The organism is Cupriavidus sp. 05L411 (assembly GCF_056398045.1).
The window spans coordinates 56,660-76,345 of sequence record NZ_JBFTOQ010000015.1; the positions used below are offsets into that span (position 1 = coordinate 56,660).

Sequence of the window (19,686 nt, forward strand, 5' to 3'; positions counted from 1 at the left end):
TCCAACAGTGATTCGCAGCCATCCATAGCCATTCACAAAACATCGCATCAACGATTGGAGACAGACATGCCGAAGATGAGAGCAGTTGACGCGGCCATCGCCGTGCTGGAAAAAGAAGGTATCACCACCGCGTTCGGCGTGCCCGGCGCCGCCATCAACCCGTTCTACTCGGCCATGCGCCGGGCCGGCACCATCGACCATTTCCTGGCGCGCCACGTGGAAGGCGCCTCGCACATGGCCGAAGGCTACACCCGCGCCGAAGCCGGCAATATCGGTGTGTGCATCGGTACCTCGGGCCCGGCCGGCACCGACATGATCACCGGCCTGTACTCGGCCTGGGCTGACTCCATCCCCATTCTCTGCATCACCGGCCAGGCGCCGCGCGCCCGTTTGTACAAGGAAGACTTCCAGGCCGTCGACATCGAGTCGATCGCCAAGCCGGTGACCAAGTGGGCCGTGACCGTGCGCGAGCCGGCGCTGGTGCCGCAAGTGTTCCAGCAAGCCTTCCACCTGATGCGCTCGGGCCGCCCAGGCCCGGTGCTGATCGACCTGCCGTTCGACGTGCAGGTCGCCGAGATCGAGTTCGATCCGGAAACCTATCAGCCGCTCGCCCCGTACAAGCCGGTTGCCTCGCGAGCGCAGATCGAGAAGGCCATCGCCATGCTCAACGCGGCCGAGCGCCCGCTGATCGTGTGCGGTGGCGGCGTGATCAACGCCGACGCGGCCGAGCTCCTGGTGGAATTCGCCGAGCTGGTCAACGTGCCGGTGGTCCCCACGCTGATGGGCTGGGGCGTGCTGGCCGACGACCACCCGCTGCAAGCCGGCATGGTTGGCCTGCAGACGTCACACCGCTACGGCAACGCCACGATGCTGGCATCGGACTTCGTGCTCGGCATCGGCAATCGCTGGGCCAACCGCCACACCGGTAGCGTCGAGGTCTACACCAAGGGCCGCAAGTTCGTGCACGTGGATATCGAGCCTACCCAGATCGGCCGCGTATTTGGCCCGGACCTTGGCATCGTCTCCGACGCCAAGGCTGCGCTGGAGCAGTTCGTGGAAGTGGCGCGCGAGATGAAGATGGCCGGCCGCCTGCCGTGCCGCAAGAGCTGGGTGGCGGACGTGCAAAAGCGCCGCCGCACCATGCAGCGCAAGAGCGATTTCGACAACGTGCCGGTCAAGCCGCAACGCGTGTACCGCGAGATGAACCAGTACTTCCCGCGCGATGTGCGTTACGTGTCCACCATCGGCCTGTCGCAGATCGCCGCCGCGCAGTTCCTGTCGGTCAACGAGCCGCGCCACTGGATCAACTGCGGCCAGGCCGGCCCGCTGGGCTGGACCATTCCCGCCGCGATCGGCGTGAAGGTGGCCTCGCCGGAATCGGATGTGGTGGCCATCTCGGGCGACTACGACTTCCAGTTCATGATCGAAGAACTGGCCGTGGCCGCGCAGTTCAAGGTGCCCTACATCCACCTGGTGGTGAACAACTCCTACCTCGGCCTGATCCGCCAGGCGCAGCGCAATTTCGAGATGGACTACTGCGTGCAGCTGGCCTTCGACAACGTCAACTCGCCTGAGCTCAACGGCTACGGCGTGGACCACGTGAAGGTGGTGGAAGGCCTGGGCTGCAAGGCGATCCGCGTGTTCAAGCCGGAAGACATCGCGCCGGCCTTTGCCGAAGCGCGCGACCTGATGGCCGAATTCTCGGTGCCCGTGGTGGTGGAAGTGATCCTGGAGCGCGTGACCAATATCGCGATGGGCACCGAGATCGACAACATCAACGAGTTCGAGCCGATCGAAGACATCGAGGAAGCCATCCTCAAGGAAGAAGTGGAAACGGCGTAAGCACGGCAGGCTGACAAGCGCGGGCCACGAGCCCGCGCGCAGCGCTGCATCCCCGCTGTATCCCTTGATGCGCCCCCCAATCACCGCATCCGCGCGAGCGGAATCACAAGACAAGTCATCCGGAGACATCCATGCCAAAACTTGCCGCCAACCTGACCATGCTGTTCAACGAAGTGGCTTTCCTCGACCGCTTTGAAGCCGCCGCGCGCGCGGGCTTCCGCGGCGTGGAGTTCCTCTTCCCCTACGCCTTTCACGCCGACCAGATCGCCGACCGGCTCAACCGCTTCCAGCTCGACCTGGTGCTGCACAACCTGCCGGCGGGCAAGTGGGAAGCGGGCGAGCGCGGCATTGCCTGCCACCCGGACCGCGTGAGCGAGTTCCAGGACGGCGTGGGCGAGGCGATCAAGTACGCCAAGGTGTTGGGCGTGCGCCAGCTGAACTGCCTGGTCGGCATCCAGCCGCAGAACGTCAAGCGCGAGCAGGCGCAGGAAACACTGGTGGAAAACCTGCGCTTCGCGTCGCAGGCGCTCGCCACTCAGCAGATCGACCTGCTGGTCGAGCCGATCAACACCTTCGACATCCCCGGCTTCTTCCTGTCGCGCACGCAGCAGGCGCTGGACCTGATCGCACAGGTCAACGCGCCCAACCTCTACGTGCAGTACGACATCTATCACATGCAGCGCATGGAAGGCGAAATCGCCGCCACGCTGAAGGCCAACCTGCCGAAGATCAAGCACGTGCAGCTGGCCGACAACCCGGGGCGCAATGAGCCGGGCACCGGCGAGCTGAACTACCACTTCCTGTTCAAGTGGCTGGATGAGATCGGCTACGGCGGCTGGGTCGGCTGCGAGTACAAGCCGCGCACGACCACCGTCGAAGGCCTGGGCTGGCGCGCGGAACACGGCGTGCAGTAAGCGGAACAAGCAAATCCACAAACATTCAACCATCCCATCAAGGAGACATCACATGGCAAACCAACGCAACGTCGGATTTATTGGCCTGGGCATCATGGGCGCACCGATGGCGGGCCACCTGCGCGCGGCCGGCCACACGCTGTTCGTGCATGACGTGAACCCCGCGCCGCAAGCACTGGTCGACGCCGGCGTCACGGTCTGCACCAGCGCCGAGGAAGTGGCCAAGCGCGCGGACATCATCGTGATCATGGTGCCGGACACCCCGCACGTGGAAGCCGTGCTGTTCGCCGAGAAGGGCGTGGCCGCCGCGCTCAAGGGCGCCGGCAAGGAAGCCGCGCACGGCAAGATCGTGGTCGATATGAGCTCGATCTCGCCGATCGCCACCAAGGACTTCGCCGCGCGCGTCAACAAGCTCGGCGCGGCCTACCTGGATGCACCGGTGTCCGGCGGCGAAGTGGGCGCGAAGGCCGCATCGCTGACCATCATGGTCGGTGGCCCGCAAGAATCGTTTGGCGAGGTCAAGCCGCTGTTCGACCTGTTGGGCAAGAACGTGACGCTGGTCGGCGGCAACGGCGACGGCCAGACCACCAAGGTGGCCAACCAGATCATCGTGGCGCTGAACATCCAGGCCGTGTCCGAAGCGCTGCTGTTCGCCTCCAAGGCGGGCGCCGATCCGGCGCGCGTGCGCCAGGCGCTGATGGGCGGCTTCGCGGCTTCGCGCATCCTGGAAGTGCATGGCGAGCGCATGGTCAAGCGTACCTTCGATCCGGGCTTCCGCATCGAGCTGCACCAGAAGGACCTGAACCTCGCGCTGCAAGGCGCGAAGGCGCTGGGCGTGGCACTGCCCAACACCGCCACCGCGCAAGAGCTGTTCAACACCTGCGCCGCCAATGGTTGGGCCAAGCAGGACCACTCGGCACTGTGCCGCGCCATCGAGATCATGTCCAACCATGAGATCGCCAAGGGCGGCGCCAAGTAAGCCAGCAGCGCCATCACGGCCTGCCTCGGCAGGCCAGCATCACTCCCGGCCGCTCGCGGCCGGGAACGCAGCACTTCCGGATCCCGTCATGCTCGCCACCGATTCCTACCCTACCCTGCTGGCGCCCCAGCGCCCTGCCGGACTCACCGATCCGCGCGCCCTGCTGCGCGACCTGTTCGATACCGCGGTTGCCGCCGTCAGCGCCAGCCATTGCCTGCCGCCGCAACTGCCCACGCCACCCAAGGGCCGCACGGTGGTGATCGGTGCCGGCAAGGCCGCCGCCGCCATGGCGCAAGCCGTCGAGGCGCACTGGCAAGGCGAGATTTCCGGACTGGTTGTGACGCGCTACGGACATGGCGCGCCGTGCCAGCGTATCGAGGTGGTGGAAGCCGCGCACCCGGTGCCCGACGAAGCCGGCCAGCGCGCCGCGCAGCGCATGGTGGCGCTGGTCAAGGGCCTGACCGCCGACGACCTGGTGCTGTGCCTGATCTCCGGCGGCGGCTCCGCGCTGCTGGCGGCGCCGGCCGACGGCATCACGCTTGCCGACAAGCAAGCCGTGAACCGCGCGCTGCTAAAGAGCGGCGCCAACATCGGCGAGATGAACTGCGTGCGCAAGCACCTGTCGGCGCTCAAGGGCGGCCGGCTGGCATTGCACTGTGCGCCCGCACGCGTCGAGACCCTGTTGATTTCCGATATTCCCGGTGACGATCCCACGCTGATCGCCAGCGGCCCGACCCTGCCCGACGCCACCACCTGCGCCGACGCGCTGGCGGTGATCGCCAAGTACGGCATCGAAGTGCCCGCCAATGTGCGCGCGCACCTGGAGAGCGGCGCGGGCGAAACGCCCAAGCCGGGCGATGCGCGCTTCGACGGCCATCGCAGCGTCACGCTGGCCACCGCGCAGCAATCGCTGGAAGCCGCGGCGGCGCGCTCGCGCGAGCTGGGCATTGAAGCCCACATCCTGTCCGACAGCATCGAGGGCGAATCCCGCGATGTGGCGCTGGTGCATGCCGCCATCGCACGGCAGGTTGCGCAGCATGGCCAGCCGTTCAGGAAGCCCTGCGTGATCCTGTCCGGCGGCGAGACCACGGTGACGGTGCGCGGCAGCGGCCGCGGCGGGCGCAATGCCGAATTCCTGCTGGCGCTCGCGGTCGCACTGGACGGCCTGCCGGGCGTGCATGCCATTGCCTGCGACACCGACGGCATCGATGGTTCCGAAGACAACGCCGGTGCGTTGCTCGCCCCCGATACGCTGACCGGTGCCGAGGCGCGCGGACTGTCCGCGCGCGCGCACCTCGGCAACAACGACGGCTACGGCTTCTTCGCCGGCCTGGACGACCTGATCGTCACCGGCCCGACCCGTACCAACGTGAACGACTTCCGCGCCATCCTGATTGTGTAAGCCCCGAATTTGAACAACGGCGCGCCCATCGCGGCGCGCCGCCCGAGATTGGAAGAGGAGACAAAATGAGACGCCAGCGCAAAGCCAAGATCGTTGCCACGCTCGGACCGGCCAGCACCGACATCGAGGTGATCCGTCAGTTGTTCGAAGCCGGAGCGGATGTCTTCCGCCTGAACTTCAGCCACGGCTCGCACGATGACCACAAGCGCCGCTATGACGCCGTGCGCCAGGTCGAGGCCGAGACCGGCCGCCCCATCGCCGTGCTGGCCGACCTGCAAGGCCCCAAGCTGCGCATCGGCACCTTCGCCGCGGGCAAGGTGGCGGTCAAGGCCGGCGACGCTTTCGTGCTCGACAGCGACCCCAGCCCGGGCGACGCCACCCGCGTGCACCTGCCGCATCCGGAGCTGTTCCGGGTGGCCGCGCCGGGTCAGTCGCTGCTGATCGACGACGGCAAGGTGCAGTTGAAGATCGAGGCGGTGGCCAGCGGCAGCATCGCCACGCGCGTGGTCAACCACGGCACGCTGTCCGACCGCAAGGGCGTGAACGTGCCCGACGCGGTGATCCCGATCCCCGCCCTGACCGAGAAGGACCGCAAGGACCTCGACTTCGCGCTGGCGCTGGGCGCCGACTGGATCGCGCTGTCGTTCGTGCAGCGCCCGGCCGACATCGTGGAAGCGCGCGAGATCATCGGCACCCGTGCCGGCGTGCTGTCCAAGATCGAAAAGCCCGCCGCGCTGCAGCAGCTCGAAGAAATCGTGCGCGTGTCCGATGCGGTGATGGTGGCGCGCGGCGACCTGGGCGTGGAACTGCCGCCGGAGCGTGTGCCGGGTGTGCAGAAGCGCATCTTGCGCATCTGCCGCCAGCACGGCAAACCCATCGTGATCGCCACGCAGATGCTGGAATCGATGATTGATTCGCCGGTGCCCACGCGCGCCGAGGCGTCCGATGTCGCCAGCGCCATCTATGACGGCGCCGATGCTGTGATGCTGTCGGCCGAGTCGGCAAACGGCCGCCACCCGGTGCCGGCGGTGGCCATCATGAACCGCATCATCACCGAGGTGGAGCGCGATCCGCTGTACCGCAACCTGCTGGACGCAGGGCATGAGGCGCCGCTGTCCACCCGCCAGGATGCGATCTGCGCGGCGCTGCGCGAGGTCACGCAGATCATCGGCGCGGTGGCTACCGTCACCTACACCTCGTCGGGCTCCACCGCGCTGCGCGCCGCGCGCGAGCGGCCGTGCGCGCCCATCGTCAGCATCACGCCGAACCTGGAAATCGCACGGCGGCTGGCGATTGCGTGGGGCGTGCATTCCACCGTCAGCCCGGACGTGCAAAGCGTGGACGAGATGGTGAATGCGGCAACCCGCGCGGCGCTGGCGGAGGGCTATGCCGAACCCGGCGACCAGATCACCATCGCGGCAGGCATGCCGTTTGGCCAGGGCGGCACCACCAACCTGCTGCGCGTGGCCGAAATCGGCGGCGCGGAGCCGGGCAAGGCACAAGGGCAAGCCACTGCCAGCACGGCACCGGCGGTTACCGCCTGATACACCGCACGCATGCGTTGGCGGCATTGCCGTTGCTATACTGATCGACACGCTGCGGCTACCTTTTTGCCGCGGCGATCAACCAGTAATGCGGAGCCACCATGCGTCTCGACGACGAAGCCGAAAGCCAGAATGTAGAAGACCGCCGGGGTGAAGGCTCCGGCGGTTTCGGCGGCTTTGGCGCGGGGCCCAAGACGCTCGGCATCGGCACCATCCTGGTGGCGCTGGCGGCGTCTTATTTCTTTGGCATCGACCCGTCCGTGATCATGCAGGGCGCCTCGGTGCTGCAGGGCTCGCAGCAGCAAGCGCCGCAACAGCAGCATGTGCCCAGCCATCCCCCCGCCAAGGACCAGATGACGGTCTTCGTGCGCAAGGTGCTCGGTAACACCGAGCGCACCTGGTCGCATATCTTCGAGACCGATCTCAACCGCCGCTATGCGCCGCCCACGCTGGTGATCTTCTCGGGCGCCACGCCTACCGCCTGCGGCACGGGCCAGTCGGCCATGGGGCCGTTCTATTGCCCGGGCGACCAGAAGGTCTATATCGACCTGGCCTTTTACGATGAATTGCGCCAGCGCTTCGGGGCTGGCGGCGATTTTGCCCAGGCCTACGTGATTGCCCACGAGATTGGCCATCATGTGCAGAACCTGCTCGGCGTGTCGGGCAAGGTAGACGCCGCGCGCCGCCGCATGGGCGAGGCGCAGGCCAACCAGTTGTCGGTGCGCGTGGAACTGCAGGCCGATTGCCTGGCCGGCGTATGGGCCGCCACCGCAGAGCGCATGAACCAGCAGTTGCTGGAGCCCGGCGATATCGAGGAAGGCCTCAAGGCCGCCGCCGCCATCGGCGACGACCGCCTGCAAAAGCAAGCCCAGGGCTATGTCGTGCCGGAGGCGTTCACCCACGGCACCAGCGAGCAGCGCACGCGCTGGCTGCGCCAGGGCCTGACCAGCGGCGACATCCGCAAGTGCGACACCTTCGCGGCCAAGCAACTCTGAGCCACGCCTCCGGATGACCGCGCTGCGCCGGCGCTCCGGGCAGCGCCCCCTCGCTGGTGGGGCACTTATTTGTGCTGAATTCGCCATGTAAACGTTGTTTACAAAGTGAGCGGTGTTTATAATCGCGGCCATGTCCGCCACCCGCCCAACGCAGTCCCGCCTGTCGGCCCCGCCCGTGAATGCACCCGCGAGCGCACCCGCCACGCCGGTTGCCGCACGCGCCGGCGCGCCCGTTGCGCGGGTCAGTGGTGCCGAGCTGCGGCGCGAAAGTGTGCGCGAAGCCTTTTTCAATGCTGCCCGCGCGTTGTTTGCCGAGGCGGGATTCAGCGGCGTCACGTTGCGCCGCATCGGCGAGCGCTGCGGCTATAGCGCGGCCGCCATCTACCGCCATTTCGAAGACAAGACCGCACTGCTGTTCGAGCTGTGCGCGCAGGACTGGGTACGCCTCGCGGCGGCGCTGGCCGACGCGCGTGCCGCCGCGGGCACGCCTGCCCTGGCGTTGCCGGCCGTGCTCGACGCCTATGTGGCGTGGGCCCTGGCCAACCGCCACAGCTATCACCTGATGATGATGATGGGCCTGCCGGCCGACGCCGAGCGTGCGATCGACCTGCGCTGGGGCGAGCGTTTCCCGGAAGACCCGGTGAACGCGGTGCTGTTGGCCTGCGTGCATGACCAGCAAGCTACCGCGCTGATCGATTCCATGTACGACCCCGGCGATGTCACCAACGCGCTGTGGACTGCCGTGCACGGGCTGGCCGCGCTCGAAATCACGTTCGAGCACCTGCCCCACGAGGACTGGCAGCCGCTGGCGCATCGGCAGCAGGTGCTGCTCGCGGCGCTGCTGCGCGGCTTCTCCCGACCGTCCCGCTAGAGCGACGGCCAGACACACTTCCCCCACAGCGTTTGTGCCACGCTGTCCGGCGCGTTTCACCGCTCGCATCTCGCGGTGCCCGCGCGCCGGATCCGTTCCACCGCGCCGGTGCGGCGGCTAGCTGCCGCGCCGGCGCAAAACAATCCAATGTGCCATGGCGTCCTTTTTTCTTCGCCGGCCCGCGTTCGCGTGGGTTATTGCCATCCTCACCATGGTGGCGGGCCTGATCGCCCTCACCCGCATTCCCATCGCCCAGTATCCGGCGGTGGCACCGCCCACCGTGATCGTCTACGCGGACTATGCCGGCGCGTCGGCGCGTACCGTGGAAGATGCGGTGACCGCAGTGCTGGAGCAGCAGATGCACGGCATTCCCGGGCTGCTCTACCTGGATGCCAGCAGCGAGGGCGGCGCCGCCACCATCACGCTGGGCTTCCGCCAGGGCACCGATGCGCAGCTGGCGCAGGTCAACGTGCGCAACCGCGTCATGCAAGCCGAGCCGCTGTTGCCGGAGGCGGTGCGCCGCGGCGGCATCTTCGTGGACCAGGCCGGCAGCAGCCCCTTCATGTATGTCTCGCTGGTGTCGCAGAACAGCCAGCTCGACGAAACCGCGCTCGGCGATTTTGCCGCCGCTTCGGTGCTGCCGATGCTGCGCCGCCTGCCCGGCATCGGCAAGGCGGAACCCTACGGGGCAGAATACGCACTGCGCATCTGGTTCGACCCTGACAAGCTCAACGCCTACGGCCTCACGGCAGCGGACGTCGAGCAGGCCATCAAGGCGCGCAACAGCGACGTCACCCCGGGCCAGCTCGGTGGCGCGCCGGCGGTGCCGGGCCAGCCCTACCAGGCGCTGGTGCGCCCGCCCCGGCCGCTCGCCGAGCCGGAGGCCTTCGGCCAGATCGTGGTGCGCGCCGGCGGCGATGCCTCGCTGGTACGGCTGCGCGACGTGGCGCGGGTGGAGCTGGGCGCCAGCGACTACCGCTACAGCTCGCGCCACGACGGCCAGGTGGCAGCCTCGATCGGCCTCAAGCTGGCAGACGGCGCCAACGTGCTGGCCACCTCGCGCGCGGTGCGCGCCGCGCTCGACGAAGCCGCGCGCGGCTTCCCCGCGGGCATGCGTTACGAGATCTCATCCGACAGCGCGCAGTTCGTCGAACGCTCGATCTGGCGCGTGCTGACCACGCTGGGCGAAGCCACGGCGCTGGTCTTCCTGATCCTCTACCTGTTCCTCGGCAACCTGCGCGCCACGCTGATCCCGGTGATCGTGGTGCCGGTTTCGCTGCTTGGCACGGTCGCCTGCCTGTACGCGTTCGGCCTGTCTCTCAACGTGATCACGCTGTTTGGCGTGGTGCTGGCGATCGGCATCCTGGTCGACGACGCCATCGTGGTGGTGGAGAACGTCGAGCGGATCATGCGCGAAGATGGCGTGGACGCCATGGAGGCGGCGGCCCGCTCGATGCGCGAAGTGTCCGGCGCGCTGGTGGGTGTCACGCTGGTGCTATGCGCGGTGTTCGTACCGATGGCGTTCCTGGGCAGCGCGGTGGGCGTGATCTACCGGCACTTCGCCATCACGCTGGCGATCTCCATCGCCTTCTCGCTGTTCTTCGCGCTTTCGCTCGCGCCGGCGATGTGCGCCAGCCTGCTGCGCCATGCCCCGCACCCGCAGCGCGGCCCGCTGGCCTGGTTCGAGCGCAGCTTCACGGCGCTCACCGCGCGCTATGCCGGCTGGATACTGGCGCTGCAGCGGCGCCGCCTGCGCTGGCTGGGCATCTACCTGGCGCTGGCGGTGGCCGGCGGCGTGCTGATGTGGCAGATCCCCGCCGGCTTCCTGCCGGAGGAAGACACCGGCGAACTGGTGATCGATATGGAACTGCCCGCGGGCGCCACGCAGGAGCAGACGCGCGCCACCGTGGCGGCGCTGGAGGCGTGGCTGAAAGCCGGCAAGTATCCCGTGCGCTCGACCTTCGCCGTGCTGGGCTGGAGCAATTCCGGTAACGGCGAGCAGCGTGCCAGCATGTACCTGGCGCTGCGGGACTGGTCGGAGCGCGGCGCCGACGAACGCGCGGACGCCGTGCTGGCCAGGCTCCAGGCCGGGCTGGAAGCGTGGCCTGGGCGGGGACAGGCGCAGCTGTACGCGTATAACGGCGCGGCCCTGCCCGAGCTGGGCAGCACCGGCGGGCTCGACATGCGGCTGGTGGCGCAGGCCGGCTCCGGGCGCGAAGCGCTGTTTGCCACGCGGGACAAACTGCTTGCTGCCGTCAAGGATGAGCCGTCGCTGGGCGAGGTGCGCGCCACCACCGGCCAGCCGGCGCCGGCGCTGGACCTGCACATCGACTACGAGCGCGCGCGCAGCTTTGGCGTGGAGCCGGAGGCCGTCCACCATGCGCTGTCGGCCACGCTGGGCTCGCGCTATATCGACGAAGTCGCGCGCGAAGGCCGTATCCGCCGGGTGATCCTGCAAGCGGATGCGCCTTACCGCATGGACCCGGCCAAGCTGTCCCGCGTGCATGTGCGCAATGCCAGCGGTGGCATGGTGTCGCTGGGTGCCTTCGCCGAACTGGCCTGGGGCAAGGGCGAAGCGACGCTGGAGCGGTTCAACGGGCTCACCTCGGTGCGCATCAACGCCGAAGTGGCGCCGGGCCACAGCACCGGCACAGCCATGGAACGCCTCACGGCCAGGGTGCGCGAGCTGGGCGGCGCCTACGACGTGCGCTGGACCGGACGCGCCTTCGAGCAGCAGCAAAGCGGCACGCAGGCGCCGTGGCTGTTCGCCTTGTCGATGTTGTTCATCTTCTTGTGCCTGGTGGCGCTCTATGAAAACTGGACCTTGCCGCTGGCAGTGCTGCTGATCGTGCCGGCGGGCCTCGTTGGCGCGCTGGTGGCGATCTGGCTGCGCGGCATGCCGAACGACGTCTACTTCAAGGTGGGCGGCGTGGTGATCATGGGGCTGGCGGCCAAGAACGCCATCCTGGTGGTGGAATACGCCGAGCAGTTGCGCCGCGGCGGCATGGACCTGCGGGAAGCCGCCGGCCAGGCCGCCCGCCAGCGGCTGCGCCCGGTGGTGATGACCTCGCTGGCCTTTATCCTGGGCGTGGTGCCGCTGGCAATCAGCACCGGCCCGGGTGCGGCCGCTCAGCGCGCGGTCGGCACCGGGGTGCTGGGCGGCATGCTGGGAGCCACCGTGATCGGCTCGCTGGCGGTGCCGCTGCTCTATGTCTGGATCGGGCGCAGGCGTGCCGGGCGCGAACGGGAATGACAACGCGCGTGCCGGCCAGTGGCGTTCGGGGTAGTTCGGGGTAGTTCGGGTTAGTCGGGACGGGGATCTTGCGAGGCTGCCCTAGGAAAAACGAAAGGCAGCTGATACGGGGAGCGGCGGGTAAAAATCACCCACCCGGCGGGAGAGAAAGGAGGAGGAGGTCAGCCGGGCAGGTGGGAGATAAAACGGGGAGCAACAGTGATACCGAAGCGGCCACCAGAGTGGTCGTCAGGCACCACGGGGGTCGGCTTCAGACCCGGTAGCCGTACAGCGAGCCGTCGCCGCTGCGCGAGTTGTCCAGCGAGCTGGCTGCGATCTCGCCACGGAAAGCGGCACGGGCACCATCGGTGAACGTGTCGAACTTGCCAGCCTTGGCACCGTCGGTGAACGTGTCGAACTTGCCGGCCTTGGCGCCGTCGGTGAACGTATCGAACTTGCCGGCCTTCGCGCCATCGGTGAACGTATCAAACTTGCCGGCGCGCAACGCGTCGGCGTACACGTCGAACTTGCCGACCTTGCTGTTGGCGGGCGCTGCCAGTGCCGCGGCCGACGAGGCCACCATCAGCACGGCGAGAGCGCTGCCAAGGATGCGTTTGGCATTCATTTGGGACTCCTTCAACTGATTGCGTCGTTCTTGCTTTTAATTTGCTGTACTAGCTGCCCCGGCAAATCTATGTTGCGCTGCAGGCACGGACTGAAGATTAGTGGCTTGGCGGGCAAGGAGAAATACCACTGCGACGAATGGTGCGTTGCGAGTCGTGAAACGCTGGAAAGTCGGATGAACGGCGCGGATTGGCCGCCCAATGGCGTAGCGGGAGGGCTTGCGAGGGGGCGCGGCGGGTGGCCAAAGCGATGCCTGATGGCCCGCCAGCCCAGGCCGGAGGCCGGTCCGCGCGCGAACAGCTTGCTGGCGGGCTAGCGTTTTGCGGGATGGGCGGCGCCGATGCGCGCGCGCCGGGGCGCCACGACCGGCGCCCGGAATCAGCCTTGAATCGGCCTGAAAGTACCCAAAAAGTGCCGGATAAGCTTTTGACCAGGCCTTATACGGTGTACTGGCCGTTGGCCTCAGGCTGGAAAGACAGCTCCACCACGGTAACGCTTTGCTCACGTCCGTCCGGCAGACGGTAGCTCACGGTCTGCCCGGCGCGCGCGCCCAGCAGCACACGGCCGATCGGCGAAAGTACCGACAGGCGGCCTTCCTCGAAATCGGCGGTATCGGGATAGACCAGCGTCCAGCGGCGCGGCGTGGCCTCGCCCTCCAGCGCGCACAGCAGGCTGGAGTTCATGGTGACCACATCCTTGGGAATCGCCTCGGCCGGCACGATGGCCGCGCGCTCGAGGATGCTGTCGAGCATTTCAGCCAGCGGCGCGGCGCCGGCGCGGCCCGCGATGCGCTCCAGACGGGTCACGTCGAGCTCGGTCAGGTAAAGGGTCGGTTGTTGTTTGGACGATGCCGTCATGATGAATCCTCGCTAAGTGGCGATGCGGCGACCCGGAACAGGCTGGAGCGATCCGTCGGGGATCGGCTCCTGGCGTTGCCAGGTCATGAAACAAGGTGGGCCGTTACCGGCGGTCAGTACCGGCGGGAAAACCGCGAACAGGGAGTGACTCGGCCCGGTTCAGCGTCTGCCTGCGTTGGGGGGAACGTCAGGCTGGGAACCGGGCAGGATCAAGCGGTGCGCTGATCCGGCGGCAGGCAATCGCCTGTTTAGCTTGTGCGCGCGGCGCCTGGACTGCGCGCGCGGTCGCGCCAGCCTGCCCGATAGGGGCAAGCTCGACAGCAATCGGCGACAGGCAGCAAGGCGTCATTGGGTGCGGCAGCAATTGGAATGGAAAATCGGGAAAGCGCGCCATGCGGCGAAACTGACGAGAGCAATGGCTCACTCAAAGGCGTCGTCGCGGGCTCGGCCCACCGCTTTTTCACCAGCTTGGTGCGCGGCAGGTAAAGGGATCGTAGCATAGCCGGCACCTTTCAGGCACCGGGGCGCAACCCTTACGCGTGGCTCTCCGGATGCGGATGGCACTCGCAGGCGGCGCCGGCGGCAGCTTGCTGCAGGTTCTGCAGGATACCGCATTCGCTGGCCGGATGGGGCTGGTCGCAAGTATGGCGAAGTTCCCGCAACTGCCCTTCCAGCGCCTCCAGCGCCACGCGCTGGGCGTGGATCTGCTCGATCTGGCGATCCAGCAGGCTGTTGATATCGTCGCAGGCCAGGGTCGGATCGCGCTCGAAGTCACGCAGCCGGCGCACGTCGGACAGGCTCATGCCGAGGGAGCGGCAGTGCCGCACGAAGTTCAGCTGCAGCAGATGGCCGTCGCCGTAGCGGCGATAGCCGTTGTCCTCGCGCTGGGGCGCGTCGAGCAGGCCTTCGCGCTCGTAATAGCGGATGGTTTCCACGTCGCAACTACTGTGTTTTGCAAGCTCACCGATACGCATGCCGACTCCAGGTCACTCCCGACTGCACCAAATACCCTGTAGTAATTACGGGGTTACTTGGCAGTGTAGTCCATCGCGGCAAGCCTTGCCAGCTTCGCGCTCAGCCAGGCGCCGGCCCCCGCGCCTGGTCGCGCAGCATAAGCGTGCGCGGCACGAAGGCCGCGCGCACCACCTCCACCGCCAGCTCTGGCCGGGCGGCGCCGCACATGAACACATCCACGGCGGCAAAGCCGTACTCGGGCCAGGTATGGATGCTGATATGCGACTCCTTGAGCAGCAGCACCCCGGTCACGCCCAGCCCCGGCCCGAAGTGCCGGAAGCGCGCATCGACCACGGTGGCGCCGGCGGCCTGCGCCGCCTGGTAAAGCACGCGCTCGACCAGTGCGGCATCGGCCAGCAGATCGCTCGCCACGCCTTGCAGGTCGGCAAGCAGGTGGTGGCCGAGCACGGCCGGGCAAGGCAGGGCTGGCGCGTTCATGGCCGCCGGCTCATTTGTGGCCGCCGCCGGAGGACCAGCCGCTGGAGCCGGAGGAACCGCCGCTCCAGCCACGCGAGCTCGCGTATCCGGACGAGCCGGAACCGGTGGATTCGCCGATGTTGAAGAAGGTCGTGCCGAACAGCACGATGATGCCGTAGACAAGATAAAGCAGGCGCACGCTGACTCAATCCTTTCCGGCCCAGCGCTGGACCAGCCAGATCGGCACCCAAAGCAGCAGGAAGCCGATGACGATAGTGAACCAGCCCCGATCGGTGACGAGCGCCACCGGGACATTGAGGATGGCGAGGAGGATGGCATAGACCTTGGCGCTCTTGCGGCAAAAGGCGAGGTCGGCGCTATTGCCCGCAGCCGATGCGCGCGCTGCCTGCGGCGCGCGGGCGGCCTCGGCCAGCCCCGGGCTGGACTTGAACCACTGCGCCAGCTGCGCGCGCGCCACGGTGGTGGACAAAGTCCAGACGATCTCCGTGCCGGAGGTCTCGCGCGTGAGCCGGCGCGCCGGCTTGCCGAATTCGGTCAGGCGCGTGGTGTCGCCCACCTTGACGCGCCAGTTGAAGGTGCCGGCTGCGTACAGCACCTCGCTCTCGTAGTCGTAGCCCTGCTGGAACGTCTGGCCCTGATAGCTTGCGGCCGTGCCGGAGATCATGCGCGGCCAGGTATCCAGCACCTCGACCCGGTCCCAGCCGCTGTCCTGCTCCACCAGCCACATCAGGCCACGCTGCTCGTTGAACAGCAGATACTCGACCCAGGTGGAGGCTTCTTCCTCGTCGTTGTCGGTGCACTGCATCAGGCCCAGCACCGTGTACGGTTTGCCGTCGATGTTGCCGATGTCGCCCGGCGCCAGGCTGGTCTTGAGCGCATCGAGCTCACGCTGCTTTTCCAGCACGAGCGCCGTGGAGGTGGAGCAGTCGATCTCGCTGTGGCAACTCGGGCAGACCACGAAGCTGGCCACGCCCGCGCGGTAGGCGATCGGGCCACCGCAGCCGGGACAGGCCAGCGGCATGGCCTTGCCGCGGTAGCGGTCGGCGGTGCCGGCGATCTGGTCGGCCTCGCGCAGCAGCTGGCATTTGAGCTGGTCGAGCGTGACCGCCTGGCCGGTGTAGATGGCGGGCGGATCGCCATCGGCATAGTCGAGCGTGAGGAAACGGCCTTCGTCGCGGAAGTCCGCAACCTGCGCGGTCCAGCCGGCGCCTACCGTGAACGGCAGCTCGCCCTGCCCGCCGGTGCAGCGCGCGCTGCGCACGTCGCTGGCCAGGTAACGATGCTTGTCGAAGTACAGGGGCGTGCCGGGCGTGAGCTGCTCGTAGCGCGGCAGCGCCACGCCGTTGAGCTGCGCGGCGGATTGCTCGGCCGTGACGCGCCGGGTCAGCATATACTGGCCGGACGCATCCGCCAGCCAGCCGTCGCTGCCGTCGTCGAACAGCAGGTACCACTCGTTCCACAGGCCGGAGTCGTAGCGCAGCTGGATGCGGCCGACCAGGGTGAAGCCCTGCCCGTCCCACTGGCCCGAGGTGTGGATCTGCAGCGGCGTGTAGTCCTCGAGCACGGTGGACATCTTGCCGATGTCCTTGACCGTGTCGGCGTCCTTGAGCAGCGTGCTGTGGCAAAACTCGCACACCACCATCACCGCGGCAGACGAGCGGAAGGCCGCCGGCGCGCCGCAGCTTGGACAGTTGATTTCTTGCATGCTTAAGGGATAAGGGCGCGCTCAGCCGATCAGTTTCTTGAGGATCTCAGCCTTGGCCGTGTCGAACTCAGCCTGGGAGATCAGGCTCTTGTCGAGCAGGTCCTTGAGCTTTTGCAGGCGTGCGGCGGGATCGTCGGCAGGCGCGGCCACTGCGGCCGGCGCCGCTGCCGCAGCGGGTGCGGCAGTCTGGACGCCGGCGGCGGCGCCAAGCCCGCCCGCCATCGCCTGGCCCATCACCGCGCCGGCCGCCAGGCTGGCGCCAAGGCCGGCCACGCCGCCCTCGTTCTGTGCGGCCAGCGGGATCGAGGTGGCGACCTGGTACTGCGTGAACTTCGCCATATCGCCCATCATGCCCATGGAGATACGGGTGTCGATGGCCTTTTGCAGTTCTTCCGGCAGCGACACATTGGTCACCGCGAAGTTATCCAGCGCCACGCCATAGCGCTCGAACTCCGGCGCCAGCTTGTCGCGGATGGTCTGCGACATCAGCGCCTGGTTGGCGGCCATGTCCAGGAAGGGCACCGAGGCGCCGCCCAGCGTGGCGGTCATGGTGGCGATCAACAGGTTGCGCAGCTGCTCTTCCACCTCGTCGCGGGTGTACTCGGCGCGCGTGCCGCTGATCTCGGTATAGAACCTGGCGGCGTCGGCCACCTTGTACGAGTACAGGCCGAAGGCGCGCAGCCGCACCATGCCGAAATCGGCGTCGCGGATGGTAATCGGCTGGGCGGTGCCCCACTTGCGGCCGATCTGCAGGCGCGTGCTGAAGAAGTACACATCCGACTTGAAGGGCGACTCGAACAGCTTGTCCCAGTTCTTCAGGTAGGTCAGCACCGGCAGCGTTTGCGTGGTGAGCTTGTGCATGCCGGGCCCGAACACGTCGGCGATCTTGCCTTCGTTGACGAACACCGCCATCTGCGACTCGCGCACGGTCAGGCTGCCACCGTACTGGATTTCCATATCCTCCATCGGATAGCGCCAGGCCAGTACGCCGTCCGTGTCCTCCGTCCACTGGAGGATGTCGATAAACTGCTTCTTGATGAACGATCCGATGCTCATGGCAATCCCCAGGTTCTCAGCGTTGTTCCAGCATGTTCAGGAAGTCAGGACAGGCAGGCGGCATTGATCAAGCCGACCGTCACTGAAATAGCGCCCATCAGGCCGCCCATGCCGATATTGTTCGATTCGATCGCTGCATCCATGTCGGGCAGCGCGCGCGCCAGGCCCGCGTAGGCCAGCGCCTGTACCAGCATCGCCCCCACCGACCACACCAGGAACATCAGGAAGGTGTCGTTGTGCTGGATGCTGGACGACAGCGTAAAGCAAAAACCGATCATCGCCCCCGACAGCGAAAGCGCCGCCGCGAGGTTGCCCTGGCGGATCAGCGCGAACTCGCGAAACGGCGTGATCCTGGTGTAGACTCCGACGAACACCGCCAGCAGGGCAAGGCCGGCCAGCAGGTGCAGCACGTAGGCGTAGATGGCTTGCATCTTGGTTGTTCTCCGGCTGGTTTTACGACGGTGTTCCGGGCTGCCGCAACAGTAAGCGAGCCGTGAATCGTGAAGCCATATTGGCGATATCAGCATTGTTGGCAGTTGGCGCCCAAGTATATCCGTTGTCCATTTCGGTTCATCACAACTTTTTTGCAGTTTGCCAGGCGTGCGCGCATCGCGCGGCGGCTCGCCTGAGCGTCACGCCTGCCCCTCCCGGCTTCCTTCCCGGCTTCCTCTCCGACCCCCGATTCCCTAGCCCCGATGCGCGACCGTACCCTTGTTCTTTCGGTGTTGATCGTGGCGTCCTGCGGGCTCGGCTACGAGCTGATCGCCGGCGCCCTGTCCAGCTACCTGCTGGGCGACTCCATCCTCCAGTTCTCTTCCATCATCGGCTGCTACCTGTTCGCCATGGGCGTGGGCTCCTGGCTGTCGCGCTATGTGAAGGACGAAGACGTGCTGGCGCGCTTCATCGATATCGAGATCCTGATCGGCCTGCTCGGCGGCGTCTCCGCGGCGCTCCTGTTCGTGGTGTTTGCCTGGCTGTCCGCGCCCTTTCGCACCGCGCTCTACGCCATGGTGTTCGTGCTCGGCGTGCTGGTGGGCATGGAGATCCCGCTGGTCATGCGGGTGCTCAACACGCGCCGCACCGCCTTCAGCGAGCTGGTCAGCCGCGTGCTGACGTTCGACTACCTTGGCGCGCTAGCTGTCTCGCTGGTGTTCCCGCTGGTGCTGGCGCCGCGCCTGGGGCTGTCGCGCACCGGCTTTTTGTTCGGCATGCTCAATGCGGGCGTGGCGCTCGTCACCATCCATATCTTCCGTGATGAACTCAAGCCGGTGATGTCGCGCATGCTGCGCGCCTCGCTGGTGCTGGTGCTGCTGGCGGGTGGCTTTTTGGCCTCGGGGCGGCTGACCCACTGGGCCGAGCGCGGCATGTTCGGCGATGAGATCATCCATAGTGAAAGCACGCCGTACCAGCGCCTGGTGATCACGCGCTGGAAGGACGACATGCGCCTCTATATCAACGGCAACCTGCAGTTCTCCTCGCGCGACGAGCACCGCTACCACGAGGCGCTGGTGCATCCCGTACTGCAGGCGCTGCCGTGGGCGCGCCGCGTGCTGGTGATCGGCGGCGGCGACGGGCTGGCCGTGCGCGAGATACTCAAGCACAAGAACATCGAGCACGTGACGCTGGTCGATCTCGACCCCGCCATGACCACGCTGTTCTCGCGCAGCGAGCCGCTGGTGGCGCTGAACCAGGGCTCGCTCAAGGACGCGCGCGTGCAGGTGGTCAACGCGGATGCCGCGCAATGGATGGAGCAGCACAACGAGATGTTCGACGCCATCATCGTCGACCTGCCCGACCCGTCCAACTTCGGCCTGGGCAAGCTGTACTCGGTGCCGATGTACAAGCTGATGTCGCACCACCTCGCGCAGAAGGGCTATGCCGTGGTGCAGTCCACCTCGCCGTACTTTGCGCCGCGCTCGTTCTGGGATATCGACGCCACGCTGCGCGAGGCGGGCCTGCATACCTGGCCCTACCACGCCTATGTGCCATCATTCGGCGAGTGGGGCTTCATCCTTGCGGGCAAGCGCGACGACTACACGCCGCCCACGCGCTACACCGTGCCGCTCAAGTTCCTCGACGCCGACAGCACTGCGCTGATGTTCCGCTTCCCCGCCGACATGGCGCCGCGCCAGGCGCGTGCCAACCGGCTCAACGAGCAGTCGCTGGTGCATGACTTTGAGCAGGACTGGCGCAATGTCATTCGCTGATCCACA

The 19,686-nt window shown here is 67.0% G+C and carries 17 protein-coding genes; 9 read left to right on the plus strand and 8 right to left on the minus strand.

The window, feature by feature from the left end; all coding sequences use genetic code 11:
- Positions 1 to 66 precede the first annotated feature (66 nt).
- The 8 genes from gcl (at position 67) to AC1DQR_RS19275 (ending at position 11,800) form a co-directional block, all read left to right on the plus strand.
- Positions 67 to 1,842: a glyoxylate carboligase gene (gcl, locus tag AC1DQR_RS19240; protein WP_043350593.1), complete on the plus strand. Its 1,776-nt coding sequence runs from the start codon at positions 67 to 69 to the stop codon at positions 1,840 to 1,842.
- A gap of 131 nt (positions 1,843 to 1,973) precedes the next feature.
- Entirely contained in the window at positions 1,974 to 2,756 is a 783-nt protein-coding gene (gene hyi, locus AC1DQR_RS19245) for a hydroxypyruvate isomerase (RefSeq protein ID WP_416049924.1), read from the plus strand.
- The gene (gene glxR, locus AC1DQR_RS19250) at positions 2,659 to 3,735 is read left to right on the plus strand and encodes a 2-hydroxy-3-oxopropionate reductase (RefSeq protein WP_477133562.1); all 1,077 of its coding nucleotides are present in this window, start codon (positions 2,659 to 2,661) and stop codon (positions 3,733 to 3,735) included. The genes hyi and glxR overlap by 98 nt, the downstream gene beginning before the upstream one ends.
- Before the next feature lie 88 nt (positions 3,736 to 3,823).
- On the plus strand, positions 3,824 to 5,137 hold the full coding sequence (locus AC1DQR_RS19255; RefSeq protein ID WP_477133563.1) for a glycerate kinase type-2 family protein: 1,314 nt from the start codon (positions 3,824 to 3,826) through the stop codon (positions 5,135 to 5,137).
- 65 nt (positions 5,138 to 5,202) lie between these two features.
- On the plus strand, positions 5,203 to 6,681 hold the full coding sequence (gene pyk, locus AC1DQR_RS19260; RefSeq protein ID WP_416049927.1) for a pyruvate kinase: 1,479 nt from the start codon (positions 5,203 to 5,205) through the stop codon (positions 6,679 to 6,681).
- A 101-nt stretch (positions 6,682 to 6,782) separates the two neighbouring features.
- A complete protein-coding gene (ypfJ, locus tag AC1DQR_RS19265) occupies positions 6,783 to 7,676 on the plus strand; it encodes a KPN_02809 family neutral zinc metallopeptidase (RefSeq protein WP_174425813.1) in 894 nt (297 codons plus the stop codon).
- Between the two features lie 130 nt (positions 7,677 to 7,806).
- Complete coding sequence (locus AC1DQR_RS19270; RefSeq protein WP_416049928.1) at positions 7,807 to 8,547, plus strand: TetR/AcrR family transcriptional regulator; 741 nt, start codon at positions 7,807 to 7,809, stop codon at positions 8,545 to 8,547.
- A gap of 154 nt (positions 8,548 to 8,701) precedes the next feature.
- Positions 8,702 to 11,800: a multidrug efflux RND transporter permease subunit gene (locus AC1DQR_RS19275; protein ID WP_477133564.1), complete on the plus strand. Its 3,099-nt coding sequence runs from the start codon at positions 8,702 to 8,704 to the stop codon at positions 11,798 to 11,800.
- Positions 11,801 to 12,050: 250 nt separating this feature from the next.
- Here the strand turns inward: AC1DQR_RS19275 and AC1DQR_RS19280 are convergent, their stop codons facing one another.
- From AC1DQR_RS19280 to AC1DQR_RS19315, 8 genes are all read right to left on the minus strand, one after another.
- Positions 12,051 to 12,404, minus strand: coding sequence for a hypothetical protein (locus AC1DQR_RS19280; RefSeq protein ID WP_416049930.1), 354 nt, complete (start codon positions 12,402 to 12,404; stop codon positions 12,051 to 12,053).
- 436 nt (positions 12,405 to 12,840) lie between these two features.
- Positions 12,841 to 13,260 carry a nucleoside diphosphate kinase regulator gene (gene rnk, locus AC1DQR_RS19285; protein WP_043350617.1) on the minus strand — a complete coding sequence of 140 codons (420 nt, stop codon included), beginning with the start codon at positions 13,258 to 13,260 and terminating at the stop codon, positions 12,841 to 12,843.
- Between the two features lie 533 nt (positions 13,261 to 13,793).
- A complete protein-coding gene (locus AC1DQR_RS19290; RefSeq protein WP_477133565.1) occupies positions 13,794 to 14,234 on the minus strand; it encodes a Cd(II)/Pb(II)-responsive transcriptional regulator in 441 nt (146 codons plus the stop codon).
- A 100-nt stretch (positions 14,235 to 14,334) separates the two neighbouring features.
- Entirely contained in the window at positions 14,335 to 14,712 is a 378-nt protein-coding gene (gene speD / locus AC1DQR_RS19295; RefSeq protein ID WP_416049931.1) for an adenosylmethionine decarboxylase, read from the minus strand.
- Positions 14,713 to 14,722: 10 nt separating this feature from the next.
- On the minus strand, positions 14,723 to 14,890 hold the full coding sequence (locus AC1DQR_RS19300; protein WP_158001334.1) for a hypothetical protein: 168 nt from the start codon (positions 14,888 to 14,890) through the stop codon (positions 14,723 to 14,725).
- 6 nt (positions 14,891 to 14,896) lie between these two features.
- On the minus strand, positions 14,897 to 16,417 hold the full coding sequence (locus AC1DQR_RS19305) for a DUF4178 domain-containing protein (RefSeq protein WP_416049932.1): 1,521 nt from the start codon (positions 16,415 to 16,417) through the stop codon (positions 14,897 to 14,899).
- A 21-nt stretch (positions 16,418 to 16,438) separates the two neighbouring features.
- On the minus strand, positions 16,439 to 17,473 hold the full coding sequence (locus AC1DQR_RS19310) for an SPFH domain-containing protein (RefSeq protein WP_416049933.1): 1,035 nt from the start codon (positions 17,471 to 17,473) through the stop codon (positions 16,439 to 16,441).
- Positions 17,474 to 17,517: 44 nt separating this feature from the next.
- Entirely contained in the window at positions 17,518 to 17,904 is a 387-nt protein-coding gene (locus tag AC1DQR_RS19315) for a DUF350 domain-containing protein (protein WP_043350632.1), read from the minus strand.
- A gap of 207 nt (positions 17,905 to 18,111) precedes the next feature.
- Between AC1DQR_RS19315 and AC1DQR_RS19320 the strand changes: the two genes are divergently transcribed.
- Positions 18,112 to 19,680, plus strand: coding sequence for a polyamine aminopropyltransferase (locus tag AC1DQR_RS19320; protein WP_416050403.1), 1,569 nt, complete (start codon positions 18,112 to 18,114; stop codon positions 19,678 to 19,680).
- Positions 19,681 to 19,686: the final 6 nt, after the last annotated feature.